Here is a 16,034-nt window from a genome sequence, read left to right as displayed (position 1 = left end):
TTGGCATGCCGGTCAGGGACACTCTGGCTGGTCTTATTTAGCCGGTGCGCTCCACTACTTCGGCGCAGTCTCGTTTGTTCCCGCATCTCCCTCGCCATAAAGCGTAGGCTTCTTCCTCGGTCCATCATCTGGAACATCCCCGTTCACGATCACATTTTCCGCTGGCCTCTGCGGAGCTGCCGGCACATTTGCTGAAGTCGCTGCAGCGACAGCAGGAACAGCCGAAGCCACCGCTGTCACCGGGGCCGTACTCTTCGGGGCAGGCGGAGTTACCGGAGCCAGCCCCGCCGACTCCGTCTTCTGAGTCCGCGTCTGCAGCCGGATCGGCCCGTTCCCCGTCTCCAGCGCGAACTCCCGCGCCGCCTTTACCTCCTGCTTATCTTTTCCGGATAGCCCGGGCATCTTGTAAATCTCGAGCGCGCCCCCGCGAATTACCGCCAGTTCCATCCCATCCGCCGAAAGCGCAAAGTTCTGCCCGCTCTTCTGTGCCGGGGTCGTGGCAATGTGGAACAGCTGCTTCCCGCTGTGCGTCTGCATCACCTGGATATCCTGCCCGGTCATCGAGTCACCCCCAGGATCCTGCCCGATCAGTGAAGGAGGAGATGTCGTAATCCCCCGCCCGATCGCAAATCTTCCTGACTCCGGTGCAAACGAAAACGTTGCCCGCGCGAAGTAGTCGTAGAAGTTCTGTTGCCACATCTGCTGCCCGGTCATGTCGAACCCGCCGATCTCGATCTTGTCCGGCGAGCCATGGCACCCGAACGCCACAAACTCGCTCCGGCTCACAAACGTCGCCCGCGGAAAGCAGCTGGTGTCGAACGGCGAAAGCTCGATCTTCTTGCCCTCGTGCGAGTAGTAGTCGAAGAGCCACCGCGTCCTGCTTTCCTGGCTGATATCGAGATACCCGTCCTTTGTCATCGGGACCTCGACTGGCATCTTCGATCGCACTACGCCCGCGTGCTGAGCCCCTTCGCCCTCGCCTGTCCCAACCAGCCGGTAGAAGTTGATCTCGACCCCTTCCTCTACCTTTTTGTGGACGACCGCGCCATCCTCCTCTTTGATCGCATTCGGATCCCGTGTCTCGACCGTCAGCAAGTCACCCTCCGCCGACACCAGGATGCCCACAACCCTCCGCTCATACCCGAGCAGGTGATGCTCCTGGAACGGTTCTTCGGTTGAAAGGTTCGCCAGTGGCGCGATCACCGCCAGCCTGTCCCTCACACGCAGCAGAAACCTCCCATGCCCCAGGTCCCACAGGTACTGCCCCGCGTCGTGAACCCGCCAGGTCGTCCGCGCCGCCACCTTGCCTGAAGGAACATCCACAAGCACGGCGTCGATCATCCGGTCATCGTCTTCCGGCCTCGTATCCGGAAGCCTCTTCATGAGCCGCCGCACCGCAAACGTCACCAGAACATGATGATCCCCAACAAAATGTGCAGTCGCCACCGTGCTTCCCGGAACCGCAGGCCGCCCACCCTGCGCCTGCATGCCCAGATCCGCGAGCGCGATCACCACCGGATGTTCCGTCGCGGCCCACGCGGACGCCCTCGGAGCGCAGGCAAGCGCCGCAAGGAAAACCAAAGCGGCAGGAGCGAAACGAAGTCGCGAACGGGTCGCCGTACTCAAGAGAGAAAAAAGCAGCATCGGCATAGGACGATTGTGGACTTTACTCTTTCACAGACGAGCCCGCCGCGCCAAGGTTGCGTCCGCCCGGACCATGTCCTCGCGCCGGACGCAGTGTGCGACCATAAACAAATGCCCTCAAACACCCTACCCACCCACAGAGCCCTCGGCTTCGGTGCCTGCACCCTCGCCAGCACGCTCTGGGGCTGCGGCTTCTTCTTCGGCAAGATCGTTCTGGCCGAGATGGGGGTGGGCTCGATGGTCTTCTACCGCTTCGCCTTCGCTTGCCTTGCCCTTCTGCCTGTTCTCTTCACCCACAAGCCCGATTTCAGTCCACGTGAGTGGACCATCCTAGCCTTCTCTGCCTTCCTCGGCGTCCCAGTTCAGTTCCTCCTCCAGTTCGAAGGACTACGCCTCACCACCGTCTCGCATGCCGCCCTGATGGTCGGCCTCATGCCCGTCATCCTCGCCGTCGGAGCCGCTGTCTGGGCGCACGAGCGCATGGATAAGATCGGCTGGTTCGCTCTCTTCGGCTCGTCGCTTGGAGCCTGCCTTATTGCTCTCGGCGGTCGTCACAGTGCCATCCCGGGTGGTCCATCTCTTGCCGGAGACCTCCTCGTCGTCGCCTCCCTCTTCATCGCCCTTTTCTGGATCCTGATGAACAAGCAGCTCATGGAAGGTCACAACCACCTCCTCGTTACCGCTTATGGCATCTTCCTCGGCACCGCGATGCTTGCCATCGTCGTGCCCTTCCGCTATGGCCTGCCGGCAATCCATGGGATCTCCTGGAAGCCCTGGGCCGCCAGCGCCGCCGCCGGTGTCCTGTGCACCGCTGTCACCACGAGCCTGTGGAACTGGGGCATCACCCAAGTCCCTGCGTCTCAGGCAGGTGTCCTGCTGAATATGGAGCCCCTCATGGGCTCCCTCCTCGGCGTCTTCGTCCTCTCCGAGCATCTCGGTCCAAGCGCGTGGCTCGGCGGCGGACTCATCCTCGCCTCCGCCATCACGCTTACGACGCAGTCAAAGACCAGGGTCCGTGAACTCGAACCCGCGATCCTCTAGGTCCAGCTGAGTCAATGCACCCCAGAACGCACCATAAACTGTCGTTATGACGCTATCCGCAACCGTGCGTGAGTTGGCTGCCCGCCTGCAATGGCGCCGCGGAGCCCGTGCTGCGATCGCCGTCGCGGCCGCCATGCTGCTCTGCCTTGCCTTCCACAAGCCCATGGGTTGGGCCGCCCTCGGAGCCTTCGAAGCCATCCTCGTCGATAACGGCGGCCCATACCGCTCCCGCCTCAACACCATGCTTACCCTCCTCACCGCAGGGGCTCTCGCCGGCGTCCTAGGGTCCTTCGTTGGCAGCCTCATGCCGCGCGGCGCATCCCTCCAGCACACCCTGATCGCTGCTCTTGCGACCGCCGCCATCTGCTTCGCCTTCACCTTCGCCCGCGTCCTCACCCAGCCCCTCGCGTCCACCAGCGTCATCATCCTTGTCATCTACTTCGCCGGATTCGGAAGTGGCGACCGCACCGCCGCGCAGGCCTTTTCGAACGCCGCCTACTTCATCGCCGGAGGAATCGGAGCCGCCGCCATCTCGCTCATCCTGTGGCCCCTCGATCCCTTCCGGCCTGCCCGCCGCTCCGTCGCCATCACCTACGATTTCCTCGCTGAGACCACGTCCCGCATCGCCGCTCCGGACGCCCCCCGCTCCCTCGATAGCCTTTCTTCGCACGACTGGAAGCGCCGCATCCGCGTCGTCATGGAAGACGCCCGCATCGCCATCGGCCAGACCGCCGCCCGCGCCCCTGCGCGTACCCACCGCGCCCGCAACCTCACCGTCCTGCTGGAAACCGCCGACATGCTCTTCGCCCACGCCATCCGGCTGAGCGAACTCGCCGACCTCGCCGAATCGAATGCTGATCCCGACTCCCTTGGGCTCCATGAGATCGCCCAGTGGCTGGGCCGTGCGGAACACTCGATCGCCGCGGCCCTCCACGTCCAGCCTCTCGATCTCGGGGCCTCTTTCGCACCGGAGGGATCCCACACCGTCGAGTTCCTGCGGCGTCGGCCCGTCCCCATCGCCTCCGGCAACGACCTCGCCGGACACCTCGCCGCCGAAGAGCGCGACGCTCGCCAGGAACTTGAAATAGCCTTCGAAGCAATCCGCTCCATCTGGAGCGGAACGGATGCCAGATCATCCCGGGGCCTCCGCGCGCCCACCGAGCTCATCGTCCGGCCCGAAACCCGCCGCACCAACCCATTTCCCGGTCTCTTCGATAACCTCCTTGCCGACTGGTCCCTCCGCTCCACCATGATGCGGCACGCCCTCCGCATGGCTGCCGTCGGAGCCGTGGACGTTCTCCTGATGCACGTCCTCCACGTCAACCACGGCTTCTGGCTGGCGATGACCAGCATCATCGTCCTCCAGCCAAACGGCTCCGGAACCATGCGTCGAGGCCTCCAGCGCGTCGCAGGAACCATCGCGGGAGGCATCTTCGCCGCGCTCCTCACCGCCGTCATCCACAACCAGGCCGGCATCATCTTCGTCATTACCGTCGGCGCCGGATTGACCCTCGCCAGCTTCGCCGTCGACTACGGAGTCTACTGCTTCTTCCTTACCCCAACCTTCGTCCTCCTCTCGTTGCCGCAACTCCGCGACTGGCGCTACGCCGGAGTCCGCGTCGTTACCACTCTTGTCGGAGCAGTCATCGCCGTTGTCGCCATGCGCCTGCTGTGGCCCGAGCGCGAAGACCGCGAGCTCACCCGGCTCCTCCAAGCTGGGGCTCACGCCGACGCCGCCTACATCCGCGCCATGCTCCGCTTCTGGAGCGCCGCCGAGTCTGTAGAAACCCCAAGCCCCCGCCGCATAGGCCGCGATTACACCCGCGTCGACATCGAACGCCGCATCCTTGCCCCCGCCCGCCGCGCCTGCGGTTTGGCCTCGAACGCTGCCGAAGAGACCCTGGACCGTCTCCTGCTGGAGCCCTCTTTCAGTCGCAAAACCAGCCCGGGCACCGAGCACGCCCTCGCCTTCACCACCTACCTCCGCCGTCTCACCCAGACCGTCACCGCTCTCGCGGCCCTCGGCCGGCCCGCGCGTCCAGGCCCAGGAAAACCAACTCCCGCCGCTCGCATGGAAGTCCTCGCCAACCGCCTCGAAGTCCTCCCGTCCCGCGCCCCCAGTATGCCGTCCGCTCCCAGTCTCACCCTCATCCGTCCCATGGATGCCCTCGACGTTGCCGAACTCCAGATGCAGCGCATCGAACGCCAGGTCACCGTCCTCGAACGTGCCGCCGAGGCCATGGCCGTAGCCGGAGCCATCGAGCGCCGCGCCAACTAAAACAATCGTTCTCGATCCTCTTCTCTACACCTTCCGTCCTATCTCCGCCACTGTATTTCCGCGTTATCCTATTGGGATGGAACGGCGAAATGTAGGCATTCTCGGCGCCACCGGCATGGTGGGCCAGCGATTCATCCAACTCCTCTCCAATCACCCCTGGTTCGAGATCACGTGGCTTGCGGCAAGTGACCGCTCGGCCGGCAAGACCTACGCCGACGCCTGCCGTTGGAAGCTCGACACGCCCTTGCCGAAGCGCATCGCCGGCATGACCCTCCAGCCCAACGTGCCCGAAGGCGCCGTAGGCGAGCTGCCCAAGATCATCTTTGCCGCCCTCGACGCCGATATCGCCCGCGATCTAGAGCCCAAGTTCGCCTCCGCCGGTTGCGCCGTCATCTCCAACTCCAGCGCCTTCCGCATGGTCTCCGACGTCCCCCTCGTCGTCCCCGAAGTCAACGCCGACCACCTCTCCCTGATCGAAAAACAAACCTGGCGCCGCGAAGCCCAACCCGGCTCCCATCCCGGCGGCTACATCGTCACCAACCCAAACTGCTGCGCCATCGGACTTGTCCTCCCCCTCAAGGCGTTAGAAGAGAAGTTCGGCATCGAGAGTCTCTTCGTTTCCACCATGCAGGCCGTCAGCGGAGCAGGCTATCCCGGCGTCGCCTCGCTCGACATCCTCGGCAACGTCATCCCCTTCATCAAGAACGAAGAGGAAAAGCTCCAGGAAGAGGTCTTCAAGCTCCTCGGAGCCTACAAGGGCGACCACATCGAGATGCTCGAAGCCAGACTCACTGCGCACTGCAACCGCGTGGCGGTCGAAGACGGCCACATGGAGTGCGTCTCCATCAAGCTGCGCAAGCCCGCAACCCACGAAGAGATCCTCGCCGCCTGGGCCGACTTCAACCCCCTCGCTGGCCAGCATCTCCCCTCCGCCCCAGACCAGCCCATCGAGTACGACCACGCCATCGACCGCCCCCAGCCCCGCCTCGACCGCATGCGCGGCAAAGGCATGGCCTCCACCGTCGGCCGTCTCCGCCCCTGCTCTCTGCTCGACTGGAAGTTCGTCGTCCTCTCCCACAACACCATCCGCGGCGCCGCCGGTGCGGCTATCCTCAACGCCGAAGTCCTCGCGCGCCTCGGCAAGTTCGAGTCGAAGAAGAAGCTGGTCACCGCATGAGCACAGTCCGCGAACACCTCGTCGTCATGAAGTTCGGTGGAACCTCGGTCGAAGACGCCGTCGCCATGAACCGCACTGCCGCCATCGTCAAGGGCCGCCGCGACAAGGGCCTCTCCGCGGTCGTCGTCGTCTCCGCCATGGCCCGCGTCACCGACCAGCTCCTTGCCGCCGCCGCCTCCGCCGGCCGTGGCGACAAGGCCGGAGCCCTCGCCCTCGCCGCACGCCTCCGCAACCGCCACGCCGACACCGCCATGGCTCTCCTCGGCGAAGCCGACCTCCCCGTCCTCCATGCCGCCCTCCACAGCGAGTTCGACGCCCTCGACGATCTCCTTCGCGGCATTGCCGCCGTCGGCGAGCTCACCCCCCGCACCAACGACCTCGTCACCAGCTTCGGCGAACGCCTCTCCAGCCGCATGGTCGCGGCCGCCTTCGCCCAGCGCGGCCTCGAAGGCGCCCACGTCGAAGCCCGCCACTGCATCATCACCGACGACCACTACGGCAAGGCCACCCCGCAGGAAGCCGCCATTGAGGCGGCCCTCCACAAGCACGTCCTCCCCCTCATCGAAGCCGGCAAGACCCCCGTCATGGGCGGCTTCATCGGCTCCAACGCCCAGGGCATCACCACCACCTTAGGCCGGGGAGGCTCCGATTACACCGCCGCCCTCGTCGGCGGAGGCCTCCATGCCGGAGCCATCGAAATCTGGACCGACGTCAACGGCATCATGACCACCGACCCCCGCATCTGTCCCGACGCCCTCCGCGTCAAGACCATCAGCTTCGAAGAGGCCGCCGAACTCGCCTACTTCGGCGCCAAGGTCCTCCACCCCGCGACCATCCTCCCCGCCGTCCAGAAGTCCATCCCCGTCTGGGTCCTCAACTCGCGCAACGCCGAAAACGAAGGCACGAAAATCGTCGCCGTAAGCCCCCCTTGCGCCAGCCCCTTCAAGAGCATCGCCGCCAAAAAGCGCCTCACCATCATCGATGTGGTCGCCAGCCGCATGCTCATGTCCCACGGCTACCTCAAGGCCGTCTTCGACGTCTTCGACAAATACCAGTGCGCCATCGACATGGTCTCCACCAGCGAAGTCTCCATCTCGCTCACCGTCGATTCCAACGAAAAACTCCCCGAGATCTGCGCCGAACTAGGCAAGATCGCCGACGTGAAATACGAAGGCAAGAAAGCCCTCATCTGCCTCGTAGGCGAAGACATCCGAGGCCACAACGGCATCGCCGGCCGCGTCTTCTCCGCCGTCTCCCATGTGAACCTGCGCATGATCTCGCAGGGAGCCAGCGAGATCAACATGAGCTTCATGATCGACGAAGAAGACGTCGAAGAAGCCATCCGCTCCCTCCACAAGGCCTTCTTCACCGACCCCGACCCCACCGTCTTCGACCTCACCGCCCGCATTTCCGCCATCGCGACCGCCTAGGCGGGTGCTTCGGTCGGCGGCGGGTTAGTCTACACGATCGATTTCCGATAACACCGTTTTGCGTGCGTTGGCTGAGAATTCAGCGGGTCGGCAAGTTAGAGGCATTACGCAAACGTCTCAGATTCCATTCTTGAAGGTGTGAGCCAGCACAAAAACCCAGACTACAAAGCCGATTCCTAAGGCAAGGACAACAGCTAGAACAATCCACGGCCAGCGCCATGATCTCGGCTTGCGCTCTAACGATCCCTTCATGTTCGAAGCTGTAACGAGGCGGTTGTGTTCCGCCCTCTCAACGAACCACCAGCCATCAAACCGTGCTGCATAGTCCTTGCCGCGTTTGTCCACGATGGAAACATCACAGGTGTAGGCGCTCTGTGGCTCACTCGGGATCGGGCTTGGTTGGCTACTGAGCAGGTCGTAAGTAAGCGTGAGTGTCGCCGTTTGGATGAGGCTTCGATCCGATCCGGCGCTCTCAACCAGCCGGTGGAACATCCCTAAATACCTACTTGGCAAATCGGAGATAGGGTCCTGCAGCAGCCCGGCTGGATTGCCCGTGCCGTGGAGCAGGTCTATCGTCAGCGTGCTGCATTCACTTTCCCGCGCAAATCGGAGGATGTGTCCCATTGAATAATCATCGGCGGTGTAGTTCATCAAGCTGATGAACGAGCTACCAAGGTTGTGTGCAACTCCCTTCAAGACCTTGACTCTGGGCATTGACGCGCTCGCTTTCAAAGAGAATCATTTCCATTCTAGGTGTCGCCCAAACGTCGAATGGAGCCTTTCACGATAAAGCTCCCGCGAAGTCGTTGTCATCGGCATCTTCGTGATTCCGCGTGCCGCAGCGTGACGCGCGCCGGCGAAGTCTAAGGCGATTGACACCCATCCCCAACCTTCTTAAGCTGAAAATCATGACCAATCTCCCGAGCCAGATCAGCAGTCTATCCGTCGCGGAAAAGTTCGACTTGCTCGACGCACTCTGGGAGAACATCGAGGCCCATCCGCCCGACCTGACCGACGAACAATCCTCGGAACTCGATCGGCGCATGGCGAGCTATGCACAGGACTCCTCCGCTGTGATTCCATGGGAGCAAGTCAGAGCGGATCTATTCAAGAAGTGAACCTGCCGGTCGTATGGCTGCCCGAAGCGGTTGCAGAACTGAAAGAAGCCGCGGCCTGGTACAGTAACGTGCGCCCGGAGCTTGGAATCCGGTTCGCTCAGGCGATCGACGCAACCATGGAGAACATCTCCGCCAACCCATTGCTCTTCGCCGTCGCGGACAGGAACCGCAGACGAGCCGGCGTTCGCCGCTTTCCCTATGGCATCTTCTTCATCGACGAGCCGAATCGGATCGTCGTGATCGCCTGCTTTCACGGAAAGCGGAACCCCCGGCACTGGAAGACCCGTCCATCAAACCCATCCTGAGGGTTTCCCCGGTAGTCGCTTCATCGCGGTGGCGCAGCCTCAGTCGTAGAGGTCCGGCGCGGCGAGGGAACACCCCGCAAGCTGAAACTCCCAATCGCAGCCGGGCTCGACCCCGGACGCACCTGCAGCGTCCCCAACACCTCCTTCGCCTCGGGAGTCTGGTCGCGCAGCCGAAACACCAGCATCCCAGGCTGCACCTCTTTGGCCGAAAGCAGGTTGAACCCTCCGCTCTGCTGCCGAAGCTCCATCTGCGCCGCAATCGCGGCTTCAGGCGAAACGTTGGGCAGGACATCCCCCAGCGCCGAAGGACTCGCGTGGTTGAAAGCCGCAAGCCATCCGTAGAGCAGATGGCCCGCCGGGCTGTCAGGGATAAGCCCCACCTGGTCCCCATACCGGGGCAGCCGAACAAGAATGGTAGCGTGAACCGGACTGACGTGATCTCCCCGTCTCCCAGGCACAGGAGCATCGCTCGGATCACCCAGAACGATGGTGTCGACCTGGTTCGGATCATCATCCTTGTCGTCTTTGTCGTCAGCACCCGGAGCCGCTCCAGAGGTGGTGCTGGCGGAACGATCATCACCCGGGCTGCCGGAACTCAGAGCCAGACGTCCGTTGTGACCAAGCGCATACAGCACCGACGACAACGCAATCACGGCACCCACGACAGCCAGCACGATAGCTCCGGGCCGCAGCGGTTGGCGTCCGGTCAGATAGAAGCTCGGACCGGTGCGAACGGGCACTCCGGGATGGAGAGGCGGCTGCATAGGCGGTCAGTCCTTCGTCTTGGGGCGGGATTGGATCAACCCCGCCCTCGTAGTGTAGACGCGCCAGCCAAAGCAAAGCGCAAGCTCACGACGGCAACAACTTCGCTCGAATCCTGCGCGCCTCCAGCGGCTCTCGCCTCCCTCTCCATACGCGCGTCTTGCTCGTCCTGCTTGATGGCACGGCTTCAGCCGTGCCATCAGAAAACATCTGGAAAAGGGGCTTCAGCCCCTGAGGCACCCATCCTCAGCACCATCCGCCACTCCACCAGCCGAAGTAGTCACTACAAACCGAATCATTTGAACCACTTACAAAAATAATCGCAAGAAAAACCAGCATTTCCGCATGTCAAGTCCAAAATCGCGCAAATCACTCAAAATAAGGAAGATAGCCCTGTCACATCAGTTATGGTGAGTCCGGTACACTTGAAACATGAGAAAAAGTATTCATCGCCGGGATCACACTCCAGAATGGGGATCGCCGCAACCCTTTTCTTTTGAGGAATTTACCCGCAACTCCTTTGTTTGGAGGAATTTGCAAAAAAATATCGGCGTAAGCTGCACAAAACAAAGAAAGTCACCCACTACATAGGGGGGGTACCTCCTGAGACAGGTGCGGATCACGAAGCCATGAAGACAAAACACATTCACCTCATCGGCATCTGCGGCACAGCGATGGCCTCTCTCGCAGGCATGCTCCAACAGATCGGCCACAGCGTCACCGGCTCCGACGCCGCCGCTTACCCGCCGATGTCCGACCAACTCGCCGCCCTCCGCATCCCTGTCCACGAGCCCTACGCCGAAATCAACCTCACGCCACGCCCCGATTTGGTAGTCGTCGGAAACGCCATCTCCCGAGGGAACGTCGAACTCGAATACGTCCTCGACCAGCGCATCCCCTTCACCAGCATGGCCGCGCTTCTCCACGACGAGTTCCTCCCCAACCGCGAATCCCTCGTCGTCGCCGGAACCCACGGCAAGACCACCACGACAAGCATGCTCGCCTGGATCTACGAGGTCGCCAGCCACACCCACCCCGAACTCGCTCCAAGCTTCCTCATCGGAGGCCTCGCCGAGAACTTCGGACGTTCCTTCCTGGTCCGCGGCACCAGGCCCTTCCTCCTTGAAGGTGACGAGTACGACACCGCCTTCTTCGACAAGGGGCCTAAGTTCCTCCACTACTTTCCCGACGCCGCCATCCTCACCCACGTCGAGTTCGATCACGCCGACATCTACCCCGATCTACCAGCCGTCAAGACCGCCTTCAAACGCCTCGTCAACCTCATTCCCCGCCGAGGTCGTGTCGTCGCGTTCGACGCCAGCCTGAACGTCACCGAGTGCATCGACCGAGCCTTCTGCGCCGTCGAGCGCTACGGCCTCCTGCCCAGCTCTTACTGGCACATCGCCAACCTCACTCACGAGGGCACAACCTCGACCTGGGACCTCCGCCGCAAAGGCGAGCCCTTCGCCACGCTCACCCTCCCAATGGCCGGTGAGCACAATGCCTTCAACGCCACGGCCGCAGCCGCGCTGGCCGCTGGCCAAGGCGTTCCAACGGAGGCCATCGTCGAAGCCCTCGCCACCTTCCGCAGCGTCAAGCGGCGCCTCGAGGTCCGCGCAGAGGTCCACGGCATCACCATCATCGACGACTTCGCGCACCACCCCACCGCCATCCGGGAGACCCTCCGCGCCCTGCGCACCAGCTATCGCGGACGCCGTCTCGTCGCCATCCTCGAGCCCCGCTCGAACACGCTCCGCCGCAACGTCTTCGAGCAGGACCTGGTCGACTCCCTCGCCCTAGCCGACCAGGTCGTCCTCGCGGGCGTCTTCAAGAGCGAATCCATCCCCGTCACCGAGCGTCTCCACCCTGAAAATGTCGCTGCCAGCCTCCGCGCCCGCAACATTCCCGCCACCGTCTACCCGGACGCCGATGCCATCGTCGAAGCGCTTACCCCTCAACTGAAATCCGGAGATGTCATCGCGATTCTCTCCAACGGCGGTTTTGGCAACATCTACGAAAAACTTCCCAATGCCATCGCCGAAGCACCGGCTGATATCCTCAACTAATTCAATGTTCGCTTCGTTCAAGTTTCTTTTCGTCCTCACCGCGCTCGGGCCGCTCGCCGGAATCATCGGCATCCCACACGCCCGGCTCATCAAGGACATCTCGCCTCTATACCGAGTGGCCATGCGCATCATTCGTCTAGCTCTCAGGGCGGCTGGCATAAAAGTCGACTCGATCGGCCTCGAAAACGTGCCCAAAGCCGAGAGCGTGATCTTCATGTCCAACCACGTCTCGAACCTCGACCCACCAGTTCTTCTCCCATCGCTCCCAGGCCGATCCTCAGTCCTCCTCAAGAAAGAGTTGATGAAGATCCCGATTCTTGGAACGGCGATGCGCATGGCCCAGTTCGTACCCGTCGAGCGCGGAAGCCGCCGCGAATCTGCCGCAGCCAGCGTCGCAGCTGCTGCCGCGGCACTCCGCTCTGGCCTGAATATCCTCGTCTACCCCGAAGGGACGCGCTCCACCGACGGTCGTCTCTCGACTTTCAAAAAGGGTCCATTCTTCCTCGCGCAGCAGACGCTCGCACCGATCGTCCCGATCGCCATCTCCGGCACGGAACACATGCTCCGCAAGGGAAGCGCAGCCATCGTCCCAGGAACCGCCCGTATCCAGTTCCTGCCCGCGATCTATCCTTCCGCCTTCGCCACCCGCGACGAACTGATGCGCGCCGTTCACGCCTCTATCGCCGCCGCACTTCCAGCCGCAATGAAGCCGATCGCGCTCAACGTCTAGCTACTTCACGATCGCGTTGTAACCATCGCCAAGCAGCTTCTGCCGCATTGCCTCGGCATCCTTCTTCGAGGCGTAAGGACCAAGCTGCACATGCAGCAGCTTGTCCTGCGGTTCCTGCCGGACACTCACGCTGTAACCCTTGCGCCGGAGCGCTGAGAGCAGTACATCAGCGTCCTCCTGGTGTGACACAGCCGCAACCTGCACAACCGCCGTCCCACCAGCGACCGGAGCAACGACAGCAGGGGCCTGACGAACGATTGGAGCAGTCTTCGGCGCAGGCGCAGGCTCATCTCCCACAACGGACGCATCCGGGTCAAACGCCTTCTTCTCTACCGCAACCACTTCGGTCCTCGTTGCGGGAGCCGTAACTGCCTTAGAAGCCTCATCCCCATCGGAGGAAGACGTTGCACTCGCCTTCACAGGACTTCCAGGCGAAGGTTTGAAGCTCTTGAACAGGCCACCGCTGGCTGGCGCGTCAGTAGTCGCAGCAACAACCGGTGCACCGGTTGGTTGAGCCGATTTGCGCCCAAGCGAATAACCAAAGCCAAAGAAGGCCGAACACACCAAGGCCAGCGCAAAGAAGATTCCAAGCAGTGTTGACGTGCCAAGAGAAATCTCCCGGTCTCGTCCGGAGTCGTGCATGTCTGTCATATCCTCAAGATCACTCTCACTGCGCAGAAGGCTCATCGCTCAAGTCCTCCATCTCGCGGGTTGCCGCGGCGTCCGAGCCAGTAAACCGTGCGCCGGGAACTACAGGAGCAGTCTCTGGAGTCGTCTTCACCGGGCCTGCGACTCCGCTCGCCGTCCCAGCAAACGTCCTGTTCAGCAGATTCATCAGTTCCATTGGCAACGGAAACACGATCGTCGTGTTCTTCTCAACGCCGATCTCCGTCAGCGTTTGAAGATATCGAAGCTGTAGAGTCATAGGCTGCGTCGCCATAAGGGCGGCCGCTTCCACGAGTTTGCCCGCAGCGTTGTACTCGCCTTCCGCATGGATAATCTTCGATCGGCGTTCCCGCTCGGCTTCAGCCTGCTTTGCCATCGCGCGGAGCATCGATTCCGGCATATCAACCTGCTTGACCTCGACCGAGACCACTTTTACGCCGAACGGTGCTGTGTGCCCATCAATAATGGTCTGGATCCTCTGGTTCAACTGCTCGCGGTGAGCCAAGAGCTCGTCCAGATCCACCTCGCCAAGCACAGAGCGCAAGGTGGTCTGCGCGAACTGCGAGGTCTGATAGACGTAGTTCGAGACCTCGATGACGGCGCGGACCGGATCAATGACCCTCAGCGTGATGACCGCGTTCACTTTTAGCGTGACGTTATCGCGCGTAATGACATCCTGCGATGGAACCTCCATCGCTTCCTGCCGCAAGCTCACTCGAACGATCTGATCGATGGGCCGAAACACAAGCACGACACCTGGTCCTGTCGCATCCGAGCGCACACGTCCGAGACGAAAGACGACACCGCGCTCATACTCCTTCAGGATCTTGATGGAGTTGATGACATAGAGGACAACAATGGCGACAACGATCAGCAATGGAAAGGGCAACATGGCAACCAGCTCTCAGGAACCCGCCGAACACGCAGAGGGGCCGATGCGATTGTATGCCAGCGAGGATGGGAGGGTTTCAGTAATCCGCAGGCAGGAACCCAGACCGTTAGAACTTCAGAAATATTCCAAATGCTGGCTCTGACGTGATGGTCCGCTTCTTGATCGTCAGGTAGTTCTGCCCGTAGTCCGGAGCGAGAGAGATAAGCTGCCGAAACTGTCCGCGGAAGCCGAAGTGTGGACCGAAGTAGAGGTCATCTACGCCGACGCCGTAGTAGTACGCCGCGCGCGCCTGCTCCTGAAGCCCCTGGCCACCGCCCGGAGTCGGCTTATTGGCGATCGAGCCCGCACCGATTGCCGCGAATGGCTGAAGCCCGAAGACGGAGAAGCCGGGATGAGCAACATATCCCACGGTGTACTCGTTTGCGTTCGACTGCACACCGCCGATGGACGAGAAGTTCTGCGTGAAACGGGCGTAACCGTAGTTGAATTCAAAGCCTACGTAGGGTCTCGCGGTGTAACGTATCGTGACGATTGCGCCGAGTGTGTTTCCCGGATCGTTGACTAGAGGCTGACCAAGGTAGTTGTTTCCGCTCGTCTTGGTATTGAAGTAGCCCGCGCCACTCACGGCCAGGTCCAGCCGGCTCAACTGGCGATCGAACGCCGTGACCACCTGCGCCTGCGCATCCGCCCGGGTCTGTCCAACAATGCACAGAGCTCCGAGAGCCAGGCCGCACATCATGGTTTGAAAAGAGATATGCCGGACGATTCGGTGGAGGCGAGAGGGCTGGGTAGTGGACAGATGGGAGGACCGGTGAGACGCCCGGTCAAGAGAAATCAACATCAGGAAAGGCTCCTTACGCACACTCGTGCACTTTCAGTCTACCCGGTTCGAAGCTCCACGCGCCGTGTTGCAAAAGCTTCTGCCGAGGCAACGTCCGTTGTTTCTTGGACGTTCGAGAAACAACGGATGTTGCGAACCGGTCAAGAAATCCAGGGCTGACGGCCAGCTAGACCATGTGAAGATCTCTTGCGGTCGACACTCCGTGTAACTGCGCGATCTCCGCGATCAGATCCTCCAGTCTCTGCCGAACCGGAGCTGAGACGGAGACCAAAGGAAGCCGCAAGGCATCGTGGGCGCGTCCCATGATGTTCAACAGAGCCTTCGCCGGGGCAGGACTCGGTTCAAGGAAGAGAGACTGCATCAGCTTGTAGAACTCGCGATTGATGCTGCGCGCCCTAGCCCAATCGCCATCGATGGCGGCCTGTGTCAACCGAGCGGTCTCGGCTGGGATGACATTTGAGGCGACCGAGATCAGGCCCACGGCCCCGAGTGCCAGGATGGGAAGCGCAAGCACATCGTCTCCGGCAAAGACCTTGAACTCCGGGGACAGCGTTGTGAGAAGCTCCGTGATCTGGACTAGGTTGCCGCTCGACTCCTTGATTCCAATGACATTTGTGATCTCCGCCAGCCTCCGCACTGTTGCGGGCTCCAGATTGGCTCCCGTGCGCGAGGGAATGTTGTAGAGCAGGATCGGCAGATCAACTGCGTTCGCGATCGCCTTGAAGTGCTGGTACTGCCCTTCCTGGTTCGGGCGGTTGTAATACGGGTTTGCCGTGAGCAGGCCGCTCAGGCCGGGGACTCTCGCCAAACTTTGAACCCGAGCCACAGCTTCAGCGGTGGAGTTGTGAGTGCATCCTGCGAATACCGGGACTCGGCCCGCGGCAGTGGCGCACACAAGTTCGATGACGCGCTCGGTTTCAGAGGAGGTGAGCGTTGCGGCTTCGCCAGTCGTCCCACAGGGGATCAGGAAGTGAACGCCCGATTCGATCTGCCAGTCAACGAGTGCGACGAGCGCGGACTCGTCGATGCTGCCGTCAGCTTGAAATGGGGTAATGAGCGCGGTACCGCAGCCTTGGAGGTTCAT

At 61.9% G+C, this 16,034-nt stretch carries 15 protein-coding genes; 8 read left to right on the top strand and 7 right to left on the bottom strand.

From position 1 onward, the window contains the following. Positions 1–54: 54 nt before the first annotated feature. The gene (locus GRAN_RS03970) at positions 55–1,650 is read right to left on the bottom strand and encodes a hypothetical protein (protein ID WP_128911688.1); all 1,596 of its coding nucleotides are present in this window, start codon (positions 1,648–1,650) and stop codon (positions 55–57) included. Between the two features lie 105 nt (positions 1,651–1,755). Between GRAN_RS03970 and GRAN_RS03965 the strand changes: the two genes are divergently transcribed. The 4 genes from GRAN_RS03965 to lysC all read left to right on the top strand — a co-directional run bounded on the left by GRAN_RS03965 (position 1,756) and on the right by lysC (position 7,570). Beyond that, positions 1,756–2,685 carry a DMT family transporter gene (locus tag GRAN_RS03965; protein WP_128911687.1) on the top strand — a complete coding sequence of 310 codons (930 nt, stop codon included), beginning with the start codon at positions 1,756–1,758 and terminating at the stop codon, positions 2,683–2,685. A gap of 46 nt (positions 2,686–2,731) precedes the next feature. Beyond that, the gene (locus GRAN_RS03960) at positions 2,732–4,963 is read left to right on the top strand and encodes an FUSC family protein (RefSeq protein ID WP_128911686.1); all 2,232 of its coding nucleotides are present in this window, start codon (positions 2,732–2,734) and stop codon (positions 4,961–4,963) included. A gap of 76 nt (positions 4,964–5,039) precedes the next feature. Then, a complete protein-coding gene (gene asd, locus GRAN_RS03955; protein WP_128911685.1) occupies positions 5,040–6,140 on the top strand; it encodes an aspartate-semialdehyde dehydrogenase in 1,101 nt (366 codons plus the stop codon). Beyond that, the gene (gene lysC / locus GRAN_RS03950; RefSeq protein ID WP_128911684.1) at positions 6,137–7,570 is read left to right on the top strand and encodes a lysine-sensitive aspartokinase 3; all 1,434 of its coding nucleotides are present in this window, start codon (positions 6,137–6,139) and stop codon (positions 7,568–7,570) included. The genes asd and lysC overlap by 4 nt, the downstream gene beginning before the upstream one ends. 117 nt (positions 7,571–7,687) lie before the next feature. On the opposite strand, the gene GRAN_RS03945 is transcribed toward lysC, so the two are convergent. Next, complete coding sequence (locus GRAN_RS03945; RefSeq protein ID WP_128911683.1) at positions 7,688–8,284, bottom strand: hypothetical protein; 597 nt, start codon at positions 8,282–8,284, stop codon at positions 7,688–7,690. A gap of 194 nt (positions 8,285–8,478) precedes the next feature. Here GRAN_RS03945 and GRAN_RS03940 point away from each other — a divergent pair, with 194 nt between their 5' ends. Next, positions 8,479–8,688, top strand: coding sequence for an addiction module protein (locus GRAN_RS03940; protein WP_128911682.1), 210 nt, complete (start codon positions 8,479–8,481; stop codon positions 8,686–8,688). Next, entirely contained in the window at positions 8,685–8,993 is a 309-nt protein-coding gene (locus GRAN_RS03935) for a type II toxin-antitoxin system RelE/ParE family toxin (protein ID WP_161570828.1), read from the top strand. The genes GRAN_RS03940 and GRAN_RS03935 overlap by 4 nt, the downstream gene beginning before the upstream one ends. A 20-nt stretch (positions 8,994–9,013) precedes the next feature. On the opposite strand, the gene GRAN_RS03930 is transcribed toward GRAN_RS03935, so the two are convergent. Continuing rightward, positions 9,014–9,757 carry a hypothetical protein gene (locus GRAN_RS03930; RefSeq protein ID WP_128911680.1) on the bottom strand — a complete coding sequence of 248 codons (744 nt, stop codon included), beginning with the start codon at positions 9,755–9,757 and terminating at the stop codon, positions 9,014–9,016. Between the two features lie 627 nt (positions 9,758–10,384). Between GRAN_RS03930 and mpl the strand changes: the two genes are divergently transcribed. Together mpl and GRAN_RS03920 are read left to right on the top strand one after the other, a co-directional pair. Beyond that, on the top strand, positions 10,385–11,821 hold the full coding sequence (gene mpl / locus GRAN_RS03925) for a UDP-N-acetylmuramate:L-alanyl-gamma-D-glutamyl-meso-diaminopimelate ligase (RefSeq protein ID WP_128911679.1): 1,437 nt from the start codon (positions 10,385–10,387) through the stop codon (positions 11,819–11,821). A gap of 4 nt (positions 11,822–11,825) precedes the next feature. Next, positions 11,826–12,551: a lysophospholipid acyltransferase family protein gene (locus GRAN_RS03920; RefSeq protein ID WP_128911678.1), complete on the top strand. Its 726-nt coding sequence runs from the start codon at positions 11,826–11,828 to the stop codon at positions 12,549–12,551. Here the strand turns inward: GRAN_RS03920 and GRAN_RS03915 are convergent, their stop codons facing one another. The 4 genes from GRAN_RS03915 to dapA form a co-directional block, all read right to left on the bottom strand. Continuing rightward, on the bottom strand, positions 12,552–13,238 hold the full coding sequence (locus tag GRAN_RS03915; protein WP_128911677.1) for an SPOR domain-containing protein: 687 nt from the start codon (positions 13,236–13,238) through the stop codon (positions 12,552–12,554). After that, positions 13,219–14,109 (bottom strand): slipin family protein, encoded by an 891-nt coding sequence (locus tag GRAN_RS03910; protein WP_128911676.1) that lies wholly within the window; start codon positions 14,107–14,109, stop codon positions 13,219–13,221. Before GRAN_RS03910 ends, GRAN_RS03915 begins: the two co-directional genes overlap by 20 nt. 106 nt (positions 14,110–14,215) lie before the next feature. Further along, entirely contained in the window at positions 14,216–14,950 is a 735-nt protein-coding gene (locus GRAN_RS03905) for an outer membrane beta-barrel protein (RefSeq protein ID WP_128911675.1), read from the bottom strand. Positions 14,951–15,116: 166 nt separating this feature from the next. Next, positions 15,117–16,034 (bottom strand): 4-hydroxy-tetrahydrodipicolinate synthase, encoded by a 918-nt coding sequence (dapA, locus tag GRAN_RS03900; RefSeq protein ID WP_128911674.1) that lies wholly within the window; start codon positions 16,032–16,034, stop codon positions 15,117–15,119.

This window comes from Granulicella sibirica (assembly GCF_004115155.1).
In the GTDB taxonomy this organism is placed as follows: Bacteria; Acidobacteriota; Terriglobia; order Terriglobales; family Acidobacteriaceae; genus Edaphobacter; species Edaphobacter sibiricus.
The sequence above is the reverse complement of the archived record's forward strand: the minus strand, read 5'-3'. Positions and strand labels throughout refer to the sequence as shown.